This is a genomic window from Pedobacter sp. HMWF019, from assembly GCF_003061025.1.
GTDB lineage: Bacteria > Bacteroidota > Bacteroidia > Sphingobacteriales > Sphingobacteriaceae > Pedobacter.
The window spans coordinates 1-17,973 of the sequence record NZ_QAIL01000128.1; the positions used below are offsets into that span (position 1 = coordinate 1).

Below are 17,973 nucleotides of genomic sequence, written 5' to 3' on the forward strand. Positions count from 1 at the left end.
TTTGATAAGATTTTGACCAACAAATAATGTTGAAAAAGTGTTATTTTGCAAGTGTTGATTATATTTGTTGTTTATCAAAACTAAAACATTTTAATGGTAAAAAAGAAAATAGGAAACCTTTCTACATACCTATCCGAATTGGCTGTACATGGTATACAGGAAAAAAAAGGGAATGACATCGTACGTCTTGATTTAAGAAACCTCAACAGCTCCGTTTCAGATTATTTTATCATATGTAATGCAGATTCTTCTACTCAGGTCAAGGCAATTGCCGACAGTGTAGAAAAGGAAATCTATACAAACACCCAAACCGACCCATGGCGTAAAGAAGGGTTCGAGAATGCAGAATGGATCATTCTGGATTATTTCGACATCGTAGTTCATATCTTTAAAACAGAGAAAAGAGATTTCTTTGGGATTGAAGATCTATGGGGCGATGCACAGTCTACTTCTTATCAAAGCGCCTAATTTTAATTAAAACATTTTGAATCCATGATGAAAGAGAAAGAAAATACAAAACCCAAGTTGATTAAAAGGATACCCAATATTCCAAAAAAACCTCAAAAGGGTTCCAAGTTTAACATCTTTTGGGTTTATGCTGCTATAATTCTGGGATTGATCTTACTTCAATTCCTGTTTAACACAGATACCAGCAAGCCAGTCCCTTACCAAACCTTTGAAAGCGAAATGCTGAAACCAGGTGATGTAGAAAAAATTGTCGCTTACAAATACGAGGACCTGGTCAGGGCAGATGTTTTTATCAAAAAAGACCGTGTTAAAGAAAGTAAATATGATCAGTACCGTACCAAGAATAACTTTGGTGCTGCCGAAGGTCCAACGGTATATTTTACTGCCGGCTCAATGGACGGACTGGATGCCCAGCTTAAAGAATCTCAAAAAGATATCCCTGAAAACCAGCGTATCCTTGCAGTGAAAGAAACCAGACAAAGTACCTTCAATTCCTGGTTCTTTACCGTAATCATTCCTGTGCTCTTATTCATTGGTTTCTGGATCTTCATCATGCGCCGTATGGGTGGTGGTGCCGGCGGCGGCGGCGGTCAGATCTTCAATATTGGAAAATCTAAAGCGACCCTTTTTGATAAAGAAAGCCAGGTCAACGTCACATTTAACGATGTTGCCGGCCTGGAAGAAGCTAAACAGGAAGTAATGGAAATCGTTGATTTCCTTAAAAATCCAAAAAAATACTCTAATCTGGGTGGTAAGATACCAAAAGGGGCTCTATTGGTTGGTTCTCCGGGAACAGGTAAAACCTTATTGGCTAAAGCCGTTGCAGGTGAGGCGCAAGTACCTTTCTTCTCTCTGTCTGGTTCAGACTTTGTGGAAATGTTTGTTGGTGTTGGTGCTTCCCGTGTACGTGATTTATTTAAACAAGCCAAAGATAAAGCACCTTGTATCATCTTTATTGATGAGGTAGATGCAATTGGTCGTGCAAGGGGCAAAAATAGCATGATGGGTGGAAATGATGAACGTGAGAACACATTAAACCAGCTGTTGGTGGAAATGGATGGATTTGGCACAGATTCAGGTATCATTATCCTTGCAGCCACTAACCGTCCGGATGTTTTAGATTCTGCCTTGCTTAGACCAGGAAGGTTTGACAGACAGATCTCTATAGATAAACCCGATTTGGTTGGCCGTGAGCAGATTTTCAAAGTGCATTTAAAGCCAATTAAAACTTCAGAAGAAGTAGATGCAAAAAAACTTTCGGCACAAACACCTGGCTTTGCCGGAGCAGAAATTGCCAATGTTTGTAACGAGGCTGCTTTAATTGCTGCCAGACGTAACAAAACTAAAGTAGACATGCAAGACTTCCAGGATGCCATTGACCGCGTTATCGGTGGTCTTGAGAAGAAAAACAAGATCATCTCTCCTGAAGAAAAGAAAATTGTGGCTTATCATGAGGCCGGGCACGCTATTGCAGGATGGTTTCTGGAACATGCAGACCCATTGGTTAAAGTATCCATTGTTCCTCGTGGTATCGCAGCGCTTGGTTATGCTCAATATCTGCCAAAAGAACAGTTCCTTTATACAACAGAACAATTAACGGATGGTATGTGTATGACCATGGGTGGAAGGGTTGCCGAAGACATCGTATTTGGTAAAATCTCTACCGGCGCCCAGAATGATCTGGAACGGATCACCAAGCTTTCCTATGCAATGGTAACCATTTATGGTATGAATGCTGTTGTTGGAAATGTATCTTTTCACGATCCTCAAACAGAATATAACTTCAACAAGCCTTATTCCGAAAAGACATCAGAAATCATTGATAATGAGGTTCGAATCCTGATTGCAGGAGTATATGACAGAACCAAACAATTGCTGATTGAAAAAAGAGATGGCTTAGAGAAACTGGCTCAGAAATTACTGGAAAAAGAGATTTTATTCCAAGCAGATCTAGAAGAAATCTTGGGTAAACGTCCATTTGATAACCGCACCACTTACGACGAATTCGTTAATGGAACCGGAGATCAGACACCTGCTGCCAAAGGTTTGGTACATGATGGTGTTGGCGAAACCACTGATCCTTCTGCAACAGCAAAAACTGTACAGCAAGAAGAGAATAACTAATTTATGGTAAGCTGCCGTTCTGAAACGGACGGCAGCAAATCAAAAACCTATGCAAGAAAACATCTCTTCAAAAGAGTTAATGCTAAAGAAAATCAGGAAAGCACTCCTTGAAAAGAGAGATCATCCTTATCCAAATTTAGAAGAAACTCCACTCTATAAAAAAGAGGAAGAACTCCTGGAAGTTCAATTTGCCGAGCAGCTTACCGCTGTATCCGGCCATTTTATTTTCTGTGAAAATGGGATGGATTTTATTGAAAATATCCTGGATCTTGCAGATAAATTTAACTGGAGAAAGATCTATTGCTGGGAACCTGAATTACAAGAATTATTAACACAATTTGAATTTCCTTTTTATAAGACCGATAAGGATTTTGAAATGGCCGAAGTAGGCCTGACACTTTGCGAAGCTTTGATTGCCAGAAATGGCTCTATAATGGTTTCCAATCAAAATGCTGCGGGAAGAAGGCTCAGCATATTTCCTCATCACCATATTGTGATCGCCAGAACTGGTCAGCTGGTTGCAGATCTTAAAGATGCCTTTGCACTGATTAAGAGTAAATATGGGGCTCAGATTCCATCTATGATCAGTACAATCACCGGCCCAAGCCGCACAGCAGACATCGAAAAAACACTGGTCCTGGGTGCCCACGGCCCTAAAGAGCTGTTTGTTTTTTTGATTGACGAATTCAATTAAAATTTGTAGTTTAAGTAATTAATCCTATTTTTATACTGTATACCTAAACGGTATACGGTATGAGATGAGTAATATTGAGATGAATTTGTATTCCGTAATTGTAGGCACAGGAAGTTTTATTCCTGATCATATTGTATCAGGAGATGCCTTTTTGGACTCCACTTTTTATGAAAATGGTCTTATCCTGGACAAAGGAAATGCAGAAATTATCTCCAAATTTTCGGAAATCACAGAGATCAACGAAAGACGTTATGCCGACCCTGCACAAGTAAGCAGCAACATTGCAACGATAGCTGCCCAAAGAGCAATAGATGATGCTTCTATAGATAAAGAAAGCCTGGATTACATCATATTCTGTCATAATTTTGGCGATATTAAACCCAACAGCAACCGCATAGACATGCTTCCTGCACTTGCTGCAAAAGTTAAGCAGGCCCTGGATATTAAAAATCCGGATTGCGTAGCCTACGATTTGATTTTTGGCTGTCCTGGTTGGGTACAAGGCTCCATCCAGGCGAATGCGCTGATCAAAAGTGGAGATGCCAAAAGAGTGATGGTCATTGGTGCAGAAACCCTTTCCAGGATCATTGATGCACACGACAGAGACAGCATGATCTTCTCTGATGGTGCTGGCGCAGTCATTTATGAAGCCACATCTTCTTCGGAACCTACTGGTCTCATTTCGCATAAGACACAAACCTATGCTGTAGACTATGGCTCATTACTGGTGATGGGAAGAAGCCATAATCCCGACGCCTGCAATGAAAATGCTTATCTGAAAATGAATGGCAGAAAACTTTATGAATTCGCTGTAACTTATGTTCCACAAGTGATTAAAACAGCCATTGATAAAGCTGGGATCGACATTCTGGACATTAATATCGTATTTATTCACCAGGCTAATGGTAAAATGGACAATGCCATTATGAAACGTCTGTTTAAACTATATAATCAGGATAAAGTTCCCGAAAACCTGGTGCCAATGACGATCTCCTGGCTGGGCAACAGTTCGGTAGCGACAATTCCGACACTTTTAGATCTGGTTGCAAAAGGTTTGGTCAAAGATTACGAGATTAAGAAAGGTCAATATGCTGTATTTGCATCTGTTGGCGCAGGAATGCATATCAATGCTTTTATCTATCGTTTTTAGTTTCCAGTTCGCTTTAAGCCCTGTTTAGCCTGCAACTCTATACTACTTTCATATTCATGGTCTTTCATTGAAATGGCAGTATTATAGCAAGCTTTGGCTTTAGCAGAATTGTGCTTTTTCTCGTAGATCTTTCCCATAAGTAAGGCAGAATTGGCTGCGAAATAATATTTTAAACCCTTTCCGGAATTGATTGCATTTTGATAATCAGTAAGTGCCTCGTCATCTTTACCCAATTCATCATTGACTCTTCCTTTACGGTAGTAAAACTCCGTTTTATTCTTTGCTGTCATATTGTCTGTCTTAACAAGTAAAAGAACATCTAGCGCTTTCGTTAAATACCCTCCATCAAAAAGAAGTCGGGCCTTAAGCAATTCTGGTGTGGGAGCAGGGGCCGCAGCTTCATTAAGCGCCTGCTTGTCTTTCTCCATATAAGTATAGCCCGAACTTTTAACTTTAGATGTAAAGCCAGAATAAGCCCCCGTATCGCCCTTTAGCAAAGAAAGCCAGGCTAAGTGAAGGTTTGCGTCTTTAATGTAATTAACGCCCTTATTTTGCTGCAGAAATTTATTGAAATACGTTCCTGCCGAGTAATCCAGCCCATTGAGCTTTGCAGTTCCCATAAGCAGTTCAAGGTAAGGAAAGGAAGAATATACAGCTCCGGAAGGCCGGCCGGCAAGAATCTCTATTGCTTGATCATTATGCCCATTTCTGATACATACATAGGCCTGAAGGTAAGATTTAAGCAAACTGGTATCACTGATCTTTTCCGTATATTTCATCGTCCTGCTGTAAGCCTCGGGGCTATGGGCAATATCGCTCAACACGTAAGCGTAGTAAAAGACAACCTCCTCATAAAAGGGTTCATAGGTGGTTTTAGGAAGCTGCTCTGCAAGTTTATCAAGCATAGAAATCCCTGTATTCAGATTTCCTTTTACACCAAAAGTAGATAGCGTACTTTTTAGCATTCCATCCGGCAGGTTTCCCAAAAAAGCATTAATTAAACCTAAACCTTTCTGGTTCAACTGAAAAGCCGGAAATTTTTTGCTGTTGTCAGCAAGGAAGGAATTCGCCCTTTTTATCTCTCTCGCCGCGGTAAAATATTCACCAAATTTCCCTCTCAATAACGCCCATTGCAAATTGATTTCTGCTTGTGCATAGAGGTAATAGGGCGAGTTTCTATCCTTATCGTCTTCAATTTTATCCAGCCTGTCTGATTTATAATCTTTAAGACGGTCAAACTCCGACTTACTTTCCGTAGTGATCAGGTAAAAATAATCGATGTAATTTTCCAGTAATGGAACAATGGAATTATCTGGATGTACCGCTTTCTCCGCGGCAATGAGTTGCCTTGCTACACTTAATTTAAGGTCAAATATATTTTTATACGCTTTTAAGCAATTGGCATTAAAATCAAAGTTAGAAAAGCCTTTTAACGGAAAAAGCAAAACAAAAGCCAGGAACAAACAAACGGGTAACCCCTTCTTATACATAGACAAATCGTGTTAAAATACAATAACAGTTAACGCCAGTAATCTGCATTATGTTTCATCTGTTATTTTATTATTTTCCCAAACAACCCAAAATTTAGGCCAAAAAAAAACGGCCAGATAAACATCTGACCGTTTTGTATTCTTTCTAAAACCGCTTATTGTTGTTCTGCCAGTTCATGAGTCAAAGCCTCATCTACCAGAATTCTTCCACAGTGCTCGCAAACAATAATTTTCTTGCGTTGACGAATATCCAGCTGACGCTGAGGTGGAATCTGGTTAAAGCAACCTGAACAAGAATCTCTGTCAATAGTCACTACCGCCAAACCATTATTCGCATTGCCTCTCAATCTCTTGTAAGCGATCAGCAAACGGTCTTCAATTTGAGTTTCTGCTTTTTCAGATTTTTTGGTTAAAGCCTGCTCTTCTTTTTCAGTTTCTGCAGTAATGGTTTCCAGCTCTCCCTTTTTGATATCCAGATCTTTTCTTCTGGATTCGAGGTCAGCAAGCGCTTTTTCGTAAACTTCCGTTTTTTGTGCGATCTCAAATCCATGTTCGCGGATTTTTTTCTCACATACCTGTATTTCTAAAGACTGGATCTCCACTTCTTTAGTCAAAGCATCGTATTCACGATTATTTTTAACATCCTTTAACTGCGTTTCATATTTCTTGATCAGGTTTTGTGCTTCCTTGATCATATTTTTACGCGTTACAATAGCATCTTCAGTATCATCCAGTTCGCCTTTAAACTTCTGAATACGGGTCTCCAATCCGGCAACCTCATCCTCTAAATCAGCAACCTCCATTGGTAATTCACCACGAATCTGGCGTATTTTATCAATTTTAGTATGAAGGGTTTGTAATTCGTATAAAGCTTTTAGCTTCTGCTCTACAGTTTGTTCCATTAAATGAAATAATTTATGGGTATAATTATATTTAACTAATTATCAATGATTTAACAGCCTCTCAGCCTTTACAAGATGTCAAATTACGGCCGGCATCCTTGCTTTAAAAAAGCCGCCGTTCTTGATGATCTGTTGCTAAAGCTTGCAAAGATAAGTATTATTTTTGCTTTCGTCTATACAATTTGCTATTAATCTGCGATTTGACTATTGTCTTAAAATCTTCCCGCTATCCGCTGTTCCTAAATCTTTTACAGATCTTCCGGAAAAGACTAAAAGAAATACTGAACCGGATTGGTACAGTGTTCTGCCAAACGAACAGGAAATTCAGGAAACTTTTCCGAAATAATATCCTGCAGCAGATTAGAAGTAAACTGTTCACTTTCAAAATGCCCGATATCAGCAATCATCAATTTCTTGTCCGCGTCAAAAAATTCGTGGTATTTGAAATCTCCGGTAATGAACACATCCGCATTCGCTGCGATGGCATCTCCCAGTAAAAAGCTACCGGCACCACCACATACGGCTACTCTTCTGATCTTTTTTGGCAAGGGTCTGGTATGCCGGATCACCTTTACATTCATGCTGTATTTAAGGTAATTCAAAAAATCATCTGCCTCCATCCCTTCTTCCAGCCAGCCTACCATACCCGCACCAACGTTTTCCAGTTTATTTTCCAGCGGATAAATATCGTAAGCCACCTCTTCATAAGGATGGTTCTCCAGCAGGGCGACCAATACCTTACGTTCATCCTGGGCTCTGAAGATCGTTTCTATCCGGACTTCATGCTCCTGATGCTGAACGCCTCTTTCTCCAACAAAAGGATTGGTATCCTGGCTTCCCTTAAATGTACCATAACCCTCTGCATTAAAACTACATTCACTGTAATTCGCAATTTGACCTGCACCAGCATGAAAAAGCGCAGCGCGTACCTGCAGTGCCTTTGCTGACGGGCAAAAAGTAACCAGTTTCCTCAAAAGATTGGTTTTAGGGCGGAGTATTCTGGGATTTTTCAAGTTCAACCTTTTACAAATCTCTCCGCTCACTCCATTGTGCACATGGTCAAGATTGGTATGGATGGCATATAGGGCTATGTTATGCTTAATCGCCTTAATCACCACCCGTTCAATATAGTTTTTTCCGTTTAATTTTTTCAGACCCTTAAATACAATAGGGTGATGAGTAATGATCAGATTGCAGTTGTGAACAATAGCCTCATCTACAATTTCTTCTGTACAGTCCAGGGCCACCAGCGCACCGGTAACTTCCTGGTTACCATCACCTACAATCAGACCTGAATTGTCATAATCCTCCTGGTAATTTAAAGGCGCATAGCCTTCCAGAAACCTGGTTAAAACAGCTAACTTCATAAAAAGTAAATTTACGACATCGGGAACAGAATCTTCCGCTTTAAATAAAAAAAGCCGCTGCAAAAATTTGCAACGGCCTTGGATCCATTTGGTGTGTGTTATTTTAAGGTACCCATTTTTATCATTTGCAGACTTTCAAACACCATTCTCTGGTTATATTCAAAAGCCAGGTTCTTATGGTTGATCAGGTCAATTATGGTACCAATGGCACAAAGACCGTAGGTAAAGAAATACAAGATACCCATCCCGATCTGATTCACCAGGAAGCGAGGCAGTCCTGGTACAAAAAAACCAAGTATACAGTACAGGATCATATCGTCAGGATTCCTTCTTTTACTGCTGTAGATCATCAAAAAGCCTTTCAACTGTTGTTCACTAAAGCCCGTAGTTGCCGACTGCAAGTAGGAGTATTCCTGTGGCGTGATGCCCGGAAGCATCATAAATGGTGAATCAAACATAATCTTTCTCCTTATTCTTTAAATTAATTCTTTTTTTATCATTCCAACTTAGTTTTATAAGAACGCCTATCCGGTAAAAGATGAGCAGTGTTGCCGGTATTCCAAACCAGTGCATTTCTATACTCTCTTTCAAATGACCGTGAAACAACTGCGTAATCGATCTTCCAAGTCCACATCCCGGGCACCATTTTATGCCCATATTAGCCAAAGGACAAAAGGTAAAATGGTCTCCTGAAAGGTGACTGTGCGGCTGCGCAGTTGCCAGCAGAATCATTGCCACCAACCAGAAGGTCAGTTCCAATGGAATTTGCTGCAGCATTTTCACAATTCTTTTCATTTTAGAGTAAATAATAGACTCATTGTTACAGGATAGCTATCTAATAAAATCTTACCTTTGTGTTGTGAACATCCGCGACCTGATCAACAGATACAAGACAGATGAACGCATTGTTGCATTGGCAAAGGCCCTCAACGGCCCTAAAGGTAATAAAATTCAACTAAAAGGTTTAGTTGGTTCTGCCGATGCGACAGTTGCAGCAGCTGCCTATTTTTTACTTCATAAGCCCCAGTTATTCATATTACCGGACCGTGAAGAGGCTTCGTATTTCCTCTCTGACCTGGAAAATATACTGGATAAAGAGATCCTTCTTTTTCCTTCTTCTTTCAGAAAAGCATTCGATTTTACACAAATTGATACTGCCAATGTATTGGGAAGAGCAGAAGTACTGAATGAACTGAACCACAATTCAGAATTTGGTAAAATCGTGGTGACTTACCCGGAGGCCCTCGCCGAAAAGGTTATTGACCGTTCTGTACTGGAAAAAAACACCCTGGAAATCAGTATCAACACGAAATTGGGTATAGATTTTATTAATGAATTTCTGATAGACTATGATTTTCAGCGCACAGATTTTGTTTATGAACCTGGTCAGTTTTCTATCAGAGGTGGCATTGTAGATATTTTTTCCTTTTCTCACGACCTTCCTTACCGGATTGAGTTTTTTGGAGACCTGGTAGAAAGCATCCGTACCTTTGAAATTGAAAGCCAACTATCTGTGGAAGATGTTAAAACTTTAACGATCATCCCTAACGTACAATCAAAATACCTGACGGAAAACAACATCAGTCTGCTCGACTATATTGAAAAAGATACCCAGCTTTGGTTTAAAGATGTTGAATTTACCCTGGATATCGTTAAAAATGGCTATAAAAAGGCTGTTGAACTCTGGAAGGCCCTTCCGGCAAAAGATAAAACTCAAAACCCGGAATGGATAGATCCAAAATTCGGATTTACGGACGAAAAAATGCTGGCTGATATCCTTCAGGATTTCCATCTTGTTGAATTTGGCAAACAATTCTTTTACAAGACGGATCATGTTTTCGCCTTTGAAACCAAACCTCAGCCTTCTTTCAACAAGGACTTTAACCTACTGATCCATAACCTCAAAGAAAATGAAAAGGAGGGGACTCATAACTTTATTTTCAGCTCTTCCCCAAAACAGACAGAAAGGTTATATGCCATTTTAGATGACATTGACAAGACCGCAAAATTTACCCCTGTCAATATCCCGCTGAGGGAGGGATTTATAGACCCCCAGCAGCATCTGGCTTTTTATACAGATCACCAGATCTTTGACCGCTTCTATAAATACAAACTCAAACGTGGTTATCAGCGCAGTCAGGCCATAACCCTCAAAGAACTCCGGGACTTGAAACCTGGCGATTTTGTGACCCATATCGACCATGGTATCGGTAAATATGCTGGTCTGGAGAAAGTGGAAGTGAACGGTAAGACACAGGAAATGATCCGGCTCGTCTATGCTGATAATGACTTGCTGTATGTAAACATCAACTCCCTGAACCGGATTGCCAAATACAGCGGCAAAGATGCCACCCCACCCAAAATGAATAAATTGGGTACGGAAGCTTGGGATAAGCTTAAAAAAACCACTAAAAAAAAAGTTAAGGACATCGCCCGGGACTTAATTAAGCTCTATGCCCTAAGAAAAGCTCAGGTAGGAACTGCTTTTGCTCCCGATGGCTATCTGGAAACCGAACTGGAAGCTTCTTTTATTTACGAAGATACCCCAGATCAGGAAAAAGCCACCCTGGACGTCAAAAAAGATATGGAAGCCCCGCATCCGATGGACCGTCTGGTTTGCGGAGATGTGGGTTTCGGAAAAACAGAAATTGCCGTGAGGGCCGCTTTCAAGGCTGTTGCCAATGGAAAACAGGCCGCTATACTGGTTCCAACCACAATTCTGGCCACACAGCATTTCAAAACCTTTTCCCAGCGTTTAAAAGACTTCCCTTGTACAGTCGATGTCATCAACCGTTTCAGAACCAATAAACAGATTAAAGAAACTTTGTCAAAACTGGCTGAAGGTAAAGTAGACATCGTTATTGGCACACACCGTCTGCTCAGTAAAGATGTAAAATTCAAGGATCTGGGCATCATGATCATTGATGAAGAACAGAAATTCGGCGTATCCTCTAAAGAAAAACTAAGGGCTTTAAGGGTCAACGTAGATACCCTTACCTTAACCGCTACCCCTATTCCAAGAACCCTGCACTTTTCTTTAATGGGTGCAAGGGATCTTTCCATCATCAATACCCCACCGCCCAACCGACAGGGTGTAAATACGGAACTGCATGTATTTAATGATAAATTGATCCAGGAGGCCATACAATTTGAACTGGACCGCGGTGGCCAGGTATTTTTTATCCATAACCGGGTAAAAGACCTGATGCAACTGGGCGGCCTGATCCAGACACTGGTTCCAAAAGCAAGAATTGGGATTGCTCATGGGCAGCTGGACGGAGATGCGCTGGAAGACGTGATGCTGGACTTCATCAATGGTGAAAAAGATGTACTTGTAGCCACCACCATTATTGAGGCCGGTCTGGACATTCCAAATGCCAATACGATCATCATCAATCATGCCCATATGTTTGGTTTGAGCGATCTTCACCAGATGCGGGGCAGGGTAGGACGTTCCAATAAAAAAGCTTTTTGCTATCTGCTTAGCCCGCCTCTATCAACCCTGACCTCTGAAGCCCGAAAACGCCTCAGCGCTATTGAAGAGTTCTCAGACCTTGGGAGCGGCTTTAACATTGCCATGAGGGATTTAGACATCCGGGGTAGTGGAAACCTCTTAGGCGCAGAGCAAAGTGGCTTCATTGCAGAAATAGGCTTTGATATGTACCATAAAATACTGGATGAAGCCATTCAGGAACTCAAGGAAGACGAATTCAAAGACCTGTTCAAAGATGAACCCCAGCGCCCGTTTGTTAGTTTCACCCAACTGGATACAGACCTGGAATTATACATTCCGGATGACTATGTGACCAATATCACGGAAAGATATAACCTCTACACAGAACTCTCCAAAATAGAAAATGAACAACAGCTGAAAGCCTTTGAAGCCAGTATGAAAGACCGTTTCGGTCCTGTTCCAAAAGCCGTTCAAACCATGCTCAATGCCTTGCGTTTACAATGGGTAGCCAAGAAACTCGGCTTTGAGAAGCTTACCTTTAAAAAGGGCGTAGTACGGGGTTATTTCATTGCAGACAAACAATCTTCTTTCTTTGATTCTAATATGTTCAATAAAATATTGCACTTTGCGCAAATGCATCCACGCCTTTGCAACCTGAAAGAAGTCAAAGATTCGCTACGGATAGCTTTTGAAAATTTAAATACCGTTGACGAAGCTGTGGAAATGCTGGAAATGGTTGCACAATAAGCCTTACACCCTCTATGAACCCACAACTTTTAAAAGACCTGGTAACCATGCAAATGCCTTTTGGCAAATACAAAGGCCGTATCATCTGCGATTTGCCAGAGTCCTATCTGATCTGGTTCCAGAAAGAGGGCTACCCACCTGGCAAATTAGGTGAACTTCTGGGCACCCTCTATGAAATCAAACTCAATGGTCTGGAATATCTTTTAAAACCGCTCAGGGAAGGAAAAAAATATTAGTTCAACACCAGGTACAAGTAGGTAAAAACGACAGGTGCAGCAATTAAAAGTCCGTCAAAGCGGTCTAAAACCCCTCCATGACCAGGCAGCAGTGTGCCTGAATCTTTTACATCAAGGCTTCTTTTCAACATAGATTCAACCAGATCTCCCAAGGTACCAAAAGAAACGACCAACACAGCCATACCTACCCAAACCGGAGCAGCAATCTCTTTGAAATAAAAGGAAACCGCCATGGCAACCAAAACACTCGTCAATACCCCTCCGAAAAAGCCTTCCCAAGTCTTTTTTGGAGAATGACGCTCAAATAATTTATGTTTTCCCATTTTCCTTCCAAACAGATAAGCACCAGTATCACTTGCCCAGAGCATCAGTAAGAAGGCTAAAGGCAAATGCCAATTGTAGGTATCCCCACTAAAAGAAAAGCCCAGCGCATAGAAAAAGCAAAAAGGAATGGTTGTATATATCAAACCCACAAAAGTGTAGGAGATGTCAGAAAAAGGGGCCTTTTCCTTTCTATACAGTTCTGCAATAAAGACCGAAACCAGTAAAGGAATCAGCAAAAGCAAATACCGGGCTTCAAATTTTAGAAAATAACAGGAGGCAAGGGCCAGAAAAATAACCCCACCTGTCAGCAGTCCTATACCTGTATGTGGCTTAATACCAGAATTCCTGATCAGTTTGTAAAATTCAGCCAAAGCCATTAAACTCAGCAGTAGATAAAAAAAAGTAAAAGTATAAGCACCCAGAAATATAGATCCGAGCATTACTATGGTAAAGAAAAAAGCAGTTATTGCTCTGGTTTTCATAATTCGTTTTCTTCAATATACACTTTTGCCTTTTCTTCATCCTCTGCATTCACCATCACCGTCAGCACCCCAAAAGTCCCGTAAGAGGAATCCTGCTTGTTTAAAACCACAGCAGGTATCTCATTCTCTATCAATCCTTGTTTCAGGATCTCCGCACTATAGGCATTATCCGTGGTAAATACCTTAACCCAATTGTTTTCCATAAATTGTTCTTTTTTTAAAATATATAAACAGAGCTATAGTGACTAATAAACTCAGCACATAGCCGTACCATTTAAAATGAAAAGTATTGTCTGCATCTTCCAGCGGTAAATGCTTAATCTGGAGATACCAGGCCACACAAACTGCATAACCATTATTTATGAAATGGCCCAGCATTGCGTACCATAAACTCCCGCTCCAATAATAGATATAGCCAAATCCAGCCCCTAATAACAGCCTGGGTAAAAATCCAAAAAACTGCATATGTATGGCACTAAAGATAAAGGCAGCAAACCAAATGGCCACATGGGGATTGTTAAACATTCTGTTCAACCCTCTCTGTACACCACCTCTAAACATCAGCTCCTCTGCAACTGCAGGTACCAGTGCAATCATAAAAAGATTCACCAGGAAATCCCAGGTCGTATTAATCTTCAGCAAGATCAGCGTCATTCTCATTAACTCCTCCTCCTTGTTCCGCATCCAGGTATCCACTGGTTTCAAAAAATCAGGCAACACCATTTTTTGATTGGTCATTGCTGTCCATTCCATAAAAGGCATGGAACATAGCATGATTAAAAAAACGAGAAAAATCAACTCTGCTTTTGGTTTTCCAAAACCATAAAAATCCTTTATCCTTCGGCCATTTTCAAAAGCCAAAAGGAGCGGGGGAGCAAGAAAAAAACCAATGGAAGTAAAAATCTGAATAATTTTTAAGCCATTTAAATATTCAGGGTTTCCTCCCATTAAAGCATTTGGCCCAAATACTTTTGATCCGTACATGATATAGAGGATCACAAAACCCAGTGCTGTAAAAACAATAACCCCGGCAAGAGCATACACAGCAAGCATAAGCAATTGTAAATAAGCATTTTTTTCAGGTTTTACATTAGGCGGAAAATTCATTATTTGGATTATTTGTACCTTTGTCTTTTTAATTTTGGTTTGAAGATAGAAAAATGTCTGTAAAGATAGGAAATATAGATTTGGGAGACTTCCCTTTATTGCTTGCACCAATGGAAGATGTAAGTGACCCCCCTTTTCGTTTTGTATGTAAACAAAGCGGGGTAGATATGATGTATACTGAATTTATTTCTTCTGAAGGACTGATCCGGGATGCTGCCAAAAGCAGGGCAAAACTGGATATTTTCGAATACGAAAGGCCAATAGGCATCCAGATCTTTGGCAGTGAAATTGATCATATGCGAGAAGCTACTGAAATCGCTACTATGGCCAAACCAGACTTGATGGACATCAATTATGGTTGTCCTGTAAAGAATGTAGCTTGTCGTGGTGCAGGATCAGCCTTGCTCCAGGATATTGATAAGATGGTTAAAATGACCGAAGCTGTGGTTAAAGCAACACACCTGCCCGTTACCGTTAAAACCAGGCTGGGTTGGGACGATACCACTAAAAATGTAGAGGAAGTCGCAGAGCGCTTGCAGGATATAGGCATTCAGGCACTAACCATTCACGGAAGGACCAGGGCACAGCTATACAAAGGAGAAGCAGATTGGACCTTAATCCGGGAAATCAAAAGAAATCCGCGGATCAAAATCCCCATCTTTGGGAACGGTGACGTAGACAGCATCCGAAAAGCAGCAGACTGGAGACTGGAATATGAAGTAGATGGTATTATGATCGGAAGAGCCGCTATCGGTTATCCATGGATCTTCAGAGAGATCAGACATTTTTTCAATACCGGGAAGATTCTTCCGGGCCCAACCGTAGAAGAGCGCGTGTCTGTATGCAGAACACATTTTGAGAAATCATTAGCCTGGAAAGGTCCAAAAGTGGGTATATTTGAAATGAGACGCCATTATGCCAACTATTTTAAAGGTTTGCCAGACTTTAAAGGCTATAGAATGCAATTGGTAAAAGAAGAAAATATAGAAACCATCCACAGTATTTTGGACGAAGTGGCAGACAAATATCATAATGTACAGCCTCTTAATGAAATGGCTTGATTTTTGAAATAATTTAGTAAAATAGCAGTAAAATGGTCACAGCAATAACAGAGGGTGTAAAAATTTCAGTAGAAACCATGTACCAGGAAGAATATTCCAATCCTTCCAATGACCAGTTCATGTTTGCTTATCGTATAGAAATAGAAAATCTGTCGGATTATACCATACAATTGAAAAGACGTCAGTGGTTCATCTTTGACTCTAACGGTACAGAAAGAGAAGTAGAAGGCGAAGGTGTAGTTGGTTTACAACCCATTATTGAGCCTGGAAATCACCATTCTTACGTTTCCGGGTGCCAGTTATCTACAGAAATAGGTAGCATGAGGGGACATTATTTTATGTCCAGGGTAGCTGTGGATACAGAATTTACAGTTGACATCCCTCAATTCGAACTGATCGCCCCTTACCGTTTAAATTAATTGCGATTTCTTCCAAAGAGCATAGAAGCATAATAGATCAAATTAGCCAGTGCACCAAGTGCAGCAACCACATAAGTCATTGCAGCCCACCAAAGCGCATCTTTGGCCTGTACATTTTCATCTTTGGTATTCATAATATGCTGATTGGTCTTCAGCCAAAGTAATGCTCTTTTGCTGGCATCAAATTCTACGGGTAAGGTTACAAAACTAAATATAGTTACCAGCAGCAATCCGGCAACACCTATACCAAGCACAAAAGGATTTCCGGTAAACCCAATCATCAGTACGCCAATAATCAGCACCCATTGGAGCAGATTAGAAGAAATACTCACCACCGGAACCATGTTAGACCGTAGCTGTAACCAGTGGTAGGATCTGGAATGCTGTACTGCATGCCCACATTCATGAGCTGCAACAGCTGCTGCGGCAACACTTCTTCCATGAAATACATCTGTACTCAGATTCACTGTTTTATCGGCAGGGTTATAATGATCGGTCAGTTGCCCTTCTGTACTCATGACCTTGACATCATAGATACCGTAATCGTTCAACATTTGCTCTGCAACCTCTTTTCCTGATAAACCAGAATTCAATTGCATTTCGGCATATCTGGAGAACTTATTTCTAAATATCCACTGCACAAACATACTGATCACCAGCATGATTAATATTGCTATTAAATACGTTTCCATTTTTTGGGTATGTTTTTCATATACTTTCCAATCAAAAAGCGTTCCCTTATTTTTTAACCTGCTGAAATTTAGATAAATTTAGTGTATGGGAACTACCTTATCTTACTGGGAAAAAGCCAGTTTCTTTACCTTTGACATAGGCATTATAGGTAGCGGTATCGTCGGATTAACTGCTGCAATTACACTAAAACAACAACATAAAAATCTAAGTGTAGCCATATTTGAGCGCGGATTTTTACCTTCAGGTGCCAGTACAAAAAACGCTGGATTCGCTTGTTTCGGAAGTATTTCTGAACTGATCGAACAGGAAAAATCTATTGGATCCAACGGACTTCACCTTCTAATTGAAAAAAGATGGAAAGGTCTCTTAAAACTTCGAAAACTGATTTCTGATCATCATCTGTCCTATAAAAACTATGGTGGATTCGAACTTTTTAAACCTACAGAACAAGAACTGGCCACCTCATGTGTAGCTAAAATTGATCACTTTAACCAACTGATCAAAGACATTATTCCAGGAGGTGAAAGTTTTAGTCTGGCAAAGGCCAAAGTAAACACCTTTGGCTTTAAAGGTATTGAAACACTGATAGAAAATCAGTTTGAGGGACAGATCGATACTGGAAAAATGATGAAACATCTCCTGCAACTGGCCAGCAGTCTTGGCATAGTCCTGTACACCAATTGTCCGGTAGAAAAAATCAGCGAAGAAGAAAAATATTCAATCCTTTCAACTCCACATGGTCCATTTAAATGCACTTCAGTCCTTCTTGCCAATAATGCTTTTATCAATGAACTTTTACCAGAGGTAGACGTTGTACCTGGCAGAGGGCAGGTACTGATCACCAAATCCATAAAAAATCTCAAGATCAAAGGTACATTCCATTATGATAAAGGTTACTATTACTTTAGAAATATTGATGACCGTATTTTATTGGGTGGCGGGCGCAACCTGGCTTTTAAAGAAGAACAAACCACCGTATTTGGAACAAACCCTGTTATCCGGAAGGCATTGGAACAATTGCTCAAAGAGACCATTTTACCGGATATTCCTTTTGAAATTGAGACCAGCTGGAGCGGGATCATGGCTTTCGGAAAACAGATTGATCCCATCATCAGACAAATCAAACCAGGTATTTTTTGTGCGGTAAGGTGCAATGGAATGGGGATTGCAATGGGTAGTCAAACCGGTCAGGATGCTGCCGAACTGATCCTCAAAAGCCTATAACAAATACATTCATTTTTTACTAATTAATTTG

The 17,973-nt window shown here is 40.5% G+C and carries 18 protein-coding genes; 9 read left to right on the forward strand and 9 right to left on the reverse strand.

The window, feature by feature from the left end; translation table 11 throughout:
* The first annotated feature begins 93 nt into the window (after positions 1-93).
* From rsfS to DBR11_RS08000, 4 genes are all read left to right on the forward strand, one after another.
* Complete coding sequence (gene rsfS / locus DBR11_RS07985; RefSeq protein WP_108551366.1) at positions 94-468, forward strand: ribosome silencing factor; 375 nt, start codon at positions 94-96, stop codon at positions 466-468.
* A 27-nt stretch (positions 469-495) separates the two neighbouring features.
* Entirely contained in the window at positions 496-2,592 is a 2,097-nt protein-coding gene (ftsH, locus tag DBR11_RS07990; protein ID WP_108551398.1) for an ATP-dependent zinc metalloprotease FtsH, read from the forward strand.
* A gap of 49 nt (positions 2,593-2,641) precedes the next feature.
* Positions 2,642-3,286, forward strand: a complete 645-nt coding sequence (locus DBR11_RS07995) for a lactate utilization protein (protein WP_108551368.1) — start codon at positions 2,642-2,644, stop codon at positions 3,284-3,286.
* 64 nt (positions 3,287-3,350) lie between these two features.
* Positions 3,351-4,436 (forward strand): 3-oxoacyl-ACP synthase III family protein, encoded by a 1,086-nt coding sequence (locus DBR11_RS08000; RefSeq protein ID WP_108551370.1) that lies wholly within the window; start codon positions 3,351-3,353, stop codon positions 4,434-4,436.
* Here DBR11_RS08000 and DBR11_RS08005 read toward each other — a convergent pair.
* The 5 genes from DBR11_RS08005 to DBR11_RS08025 form a co-directional block, all read right to left on the reverse strand.
* Positions 4,433-5,926 (reverse strand): hypothetical protein, encoded by a 1,494-nt coding sequence (locus tag DBR11_RS08005; protein WP_108551373.1) that lies wholly within the window; start codon positions 5,924-5,926, stop codon positions 4,433-4,435. The two genes, DBR11_RS08000 and DBR11_RS08005, sit on opposite strands and share 4 nt — an antisense overlap.
* A 155-nt stretch (positions 5,927-6,081) precedes the next feature.
* Positions 6,082-6,828 carry a zinc ribbon domain-containing protein gene (locus tag DBR11_RS08010; protein ID WP_108551375.1) on the reverse strand — a complete coding sequence of 249 codons (747 nt, stop codon included), beginning with the start codon at positions 6,826-6,828 and terminating at the stop codon, positions 6,082-6,084.
* Between the two features lie 269 nt (positions 6,829-7,097).
* Positions 7,098-8,195: a Nif3-like dinuclear metal center hexameric protein gene (locus tag DBR11_RS08015; protein WP_108551400.1), complete on the reverse strand. Its 1,098-nt coding sequence runs from the start codon at positions 8,193-8,195 to the stop codon at positions 7,098-7,100.
* A 98-nt stretch (positions 8,196-8,293) separates the two neighbouring features.
* Positions 8,294-8,653, reverse strand: a complete 360-nt coding sequence (locus DBR11_RS08020) for a TM2 domain-containing protein (RefSeq protein WP_108551377.1) — start codon at positions 8,651-8,653, stop codon at positions 8,294-8,296.
* Entirely contained in the window at positions 8,646-8,990 is a 345-nt protein-coding gene (locus tag DBR11_RS08025; RefSeq protein ID WP_233260686.1) for a DUF2752 domain-containing protein, read from the reverse strand. Before DBR11_RS08025 ends, DBR11_RS08020 begins: the two co-directional genes overlap by 8 nt.
* 64 nt (positions 8,991-9,054) lie before the next feature.
* Here DBR11_RS08025 and mfd point away from each other — a divergent pair, with 64 nt between their 5' ends.
* Positions 9,055-12,396 (forward strand): transcription-repair coupling factor, encoded by a 3,342-nt coding sequence (gene mfd / locus DBR11_RS08030; protein WP_108551379.1) that lies wholly within the window; start codon positions 9,055-9,057, stop codon positions 12,394-12,396.
* A gap of 14 nt (positions 12,397-12,410) precedes the next feature.
* A complete protein-coding gene (locus DBR11_RS08035) occupies positions 12,411-12,632 on the forward strand; it encodes a DUF3820 family protein (protein WP_108551381.1) in 222 nt (73 codons plus the stop codon).
* Here the strand turns inward: DBR11_RS08035 and DBR11_RS08040 are convergent.
* From DBR11_RS08040 to DBR11_RS08050, 3 genes are read right to left on the reverse strand one after another with little or no spacing between them, the layout of a single operon-like run.
* The gene (locus DBR11_RS08040; protein WP_108551383.1) at positions 12,629-13,438 is read right to left on the reverse strand and encodes a phosphatidate cytidylyltransferase; all 810 of its coding nucleotides are present in this window, start codon (positions 13,436-13,438) and stop codon (positions 12,629-12,631) included. The two genes, DBR11_RS08035 and DBR11_RS08040, sit on opposite strands and share 4 nt — an antisense overlap.
* A complete protein-coding gene (locus DBR11_RS08045) occupies positions 13,435-13,641 on the reverse strand; it encodes a DUF2007 domain-containing protein (protein ID WP_108551385.1) in 207 nt (68 codons plus the stop codon). The genes DBR11_RS08040 and DBR11_RS08045 overlap by 4 nt, the downstream gene beginning before the upstream one ends.
* Positions 13,622-14,545 (reverse strand): CPBP family intramembrane glutamic endopeptidase, encoded by a 924-nt coding sequence (locus DBR11_RS08050; protein ID WP_108551387.1) that lies wholly within the window; start codon positions 14,543-14,545, stop codon positions 13,622-13,624. The genes DBR11_RS08045 and DBR11_RS08050 overlap by 20 nt, the downstream gene beginning before the upstream one ends.
* Positions 14,546-14,598: 53 nt before the next feature.
* On the opposite strand from DBR11_RS08050, the gene dusB reads away from it, so the two are divergent.
* Positions 14,599-15,606: a tRNA dihydrouridine synthase DusB gene (gene dusB / locus DBR11_RS08055; protein WP_108551389.1), complete on the forward strand. Its 1,008-nt coding sequence runs from the start codon at positions 14,599-14,601 to the stop codon at positions 15,604-15,606.
* A gap of 32 nt (positions 15,607-15,638) precedes the next feature.
* Positions 15,639-16,025 carry a Co2+/Mg2+ efflux protein ApaG gene (apaG, locus tag DBR11_RS08060; protein ID WP_108551391.1) on the forward strand — a complete coding sequence of 129 codons (387 nt, stop codon included), beginning with the start codon at positions 15,639-15,641 and terminating at the stop codon, positions 16,023-16,025.
* On the opposite strand, the gene DBR11_RS08065 is transcribed toward apaG, so the two are convergent.
* On the reverse strand, positions 16,022-16,717 hold the full coding sequence (locus DBR11_RS08065; RefSeq protein ID WP_108551394.1) for a zinc metallopeptidase: 696 nt from the start codon (positions 16,715-16,717) through the stop codon (positions 16,022-16,024). The genes apaG and DBR11_RS08065 overlap by 4 nt on opposite strands.
* 85 nt (positions 16,718-16,802) lie before the next feature.
* On the opposite strand from DBR11_RS08065, the gene DBR11_RS08070 reads away from it, so the two are divergent.
* Positions 16,803-17,942, forward strand: coding sequence for an FAD-binding oxidoreductase (locus DBR11_RS08070; RefSeq protein ID WP_108551396.1), 1,140 nt, complete (start codon positions 16,803-16,805; stop codon positions 17,940-17,942).
* The last annotated feature ends 31 nt before the right edge of the window (positions 17,943-17,973 follow it).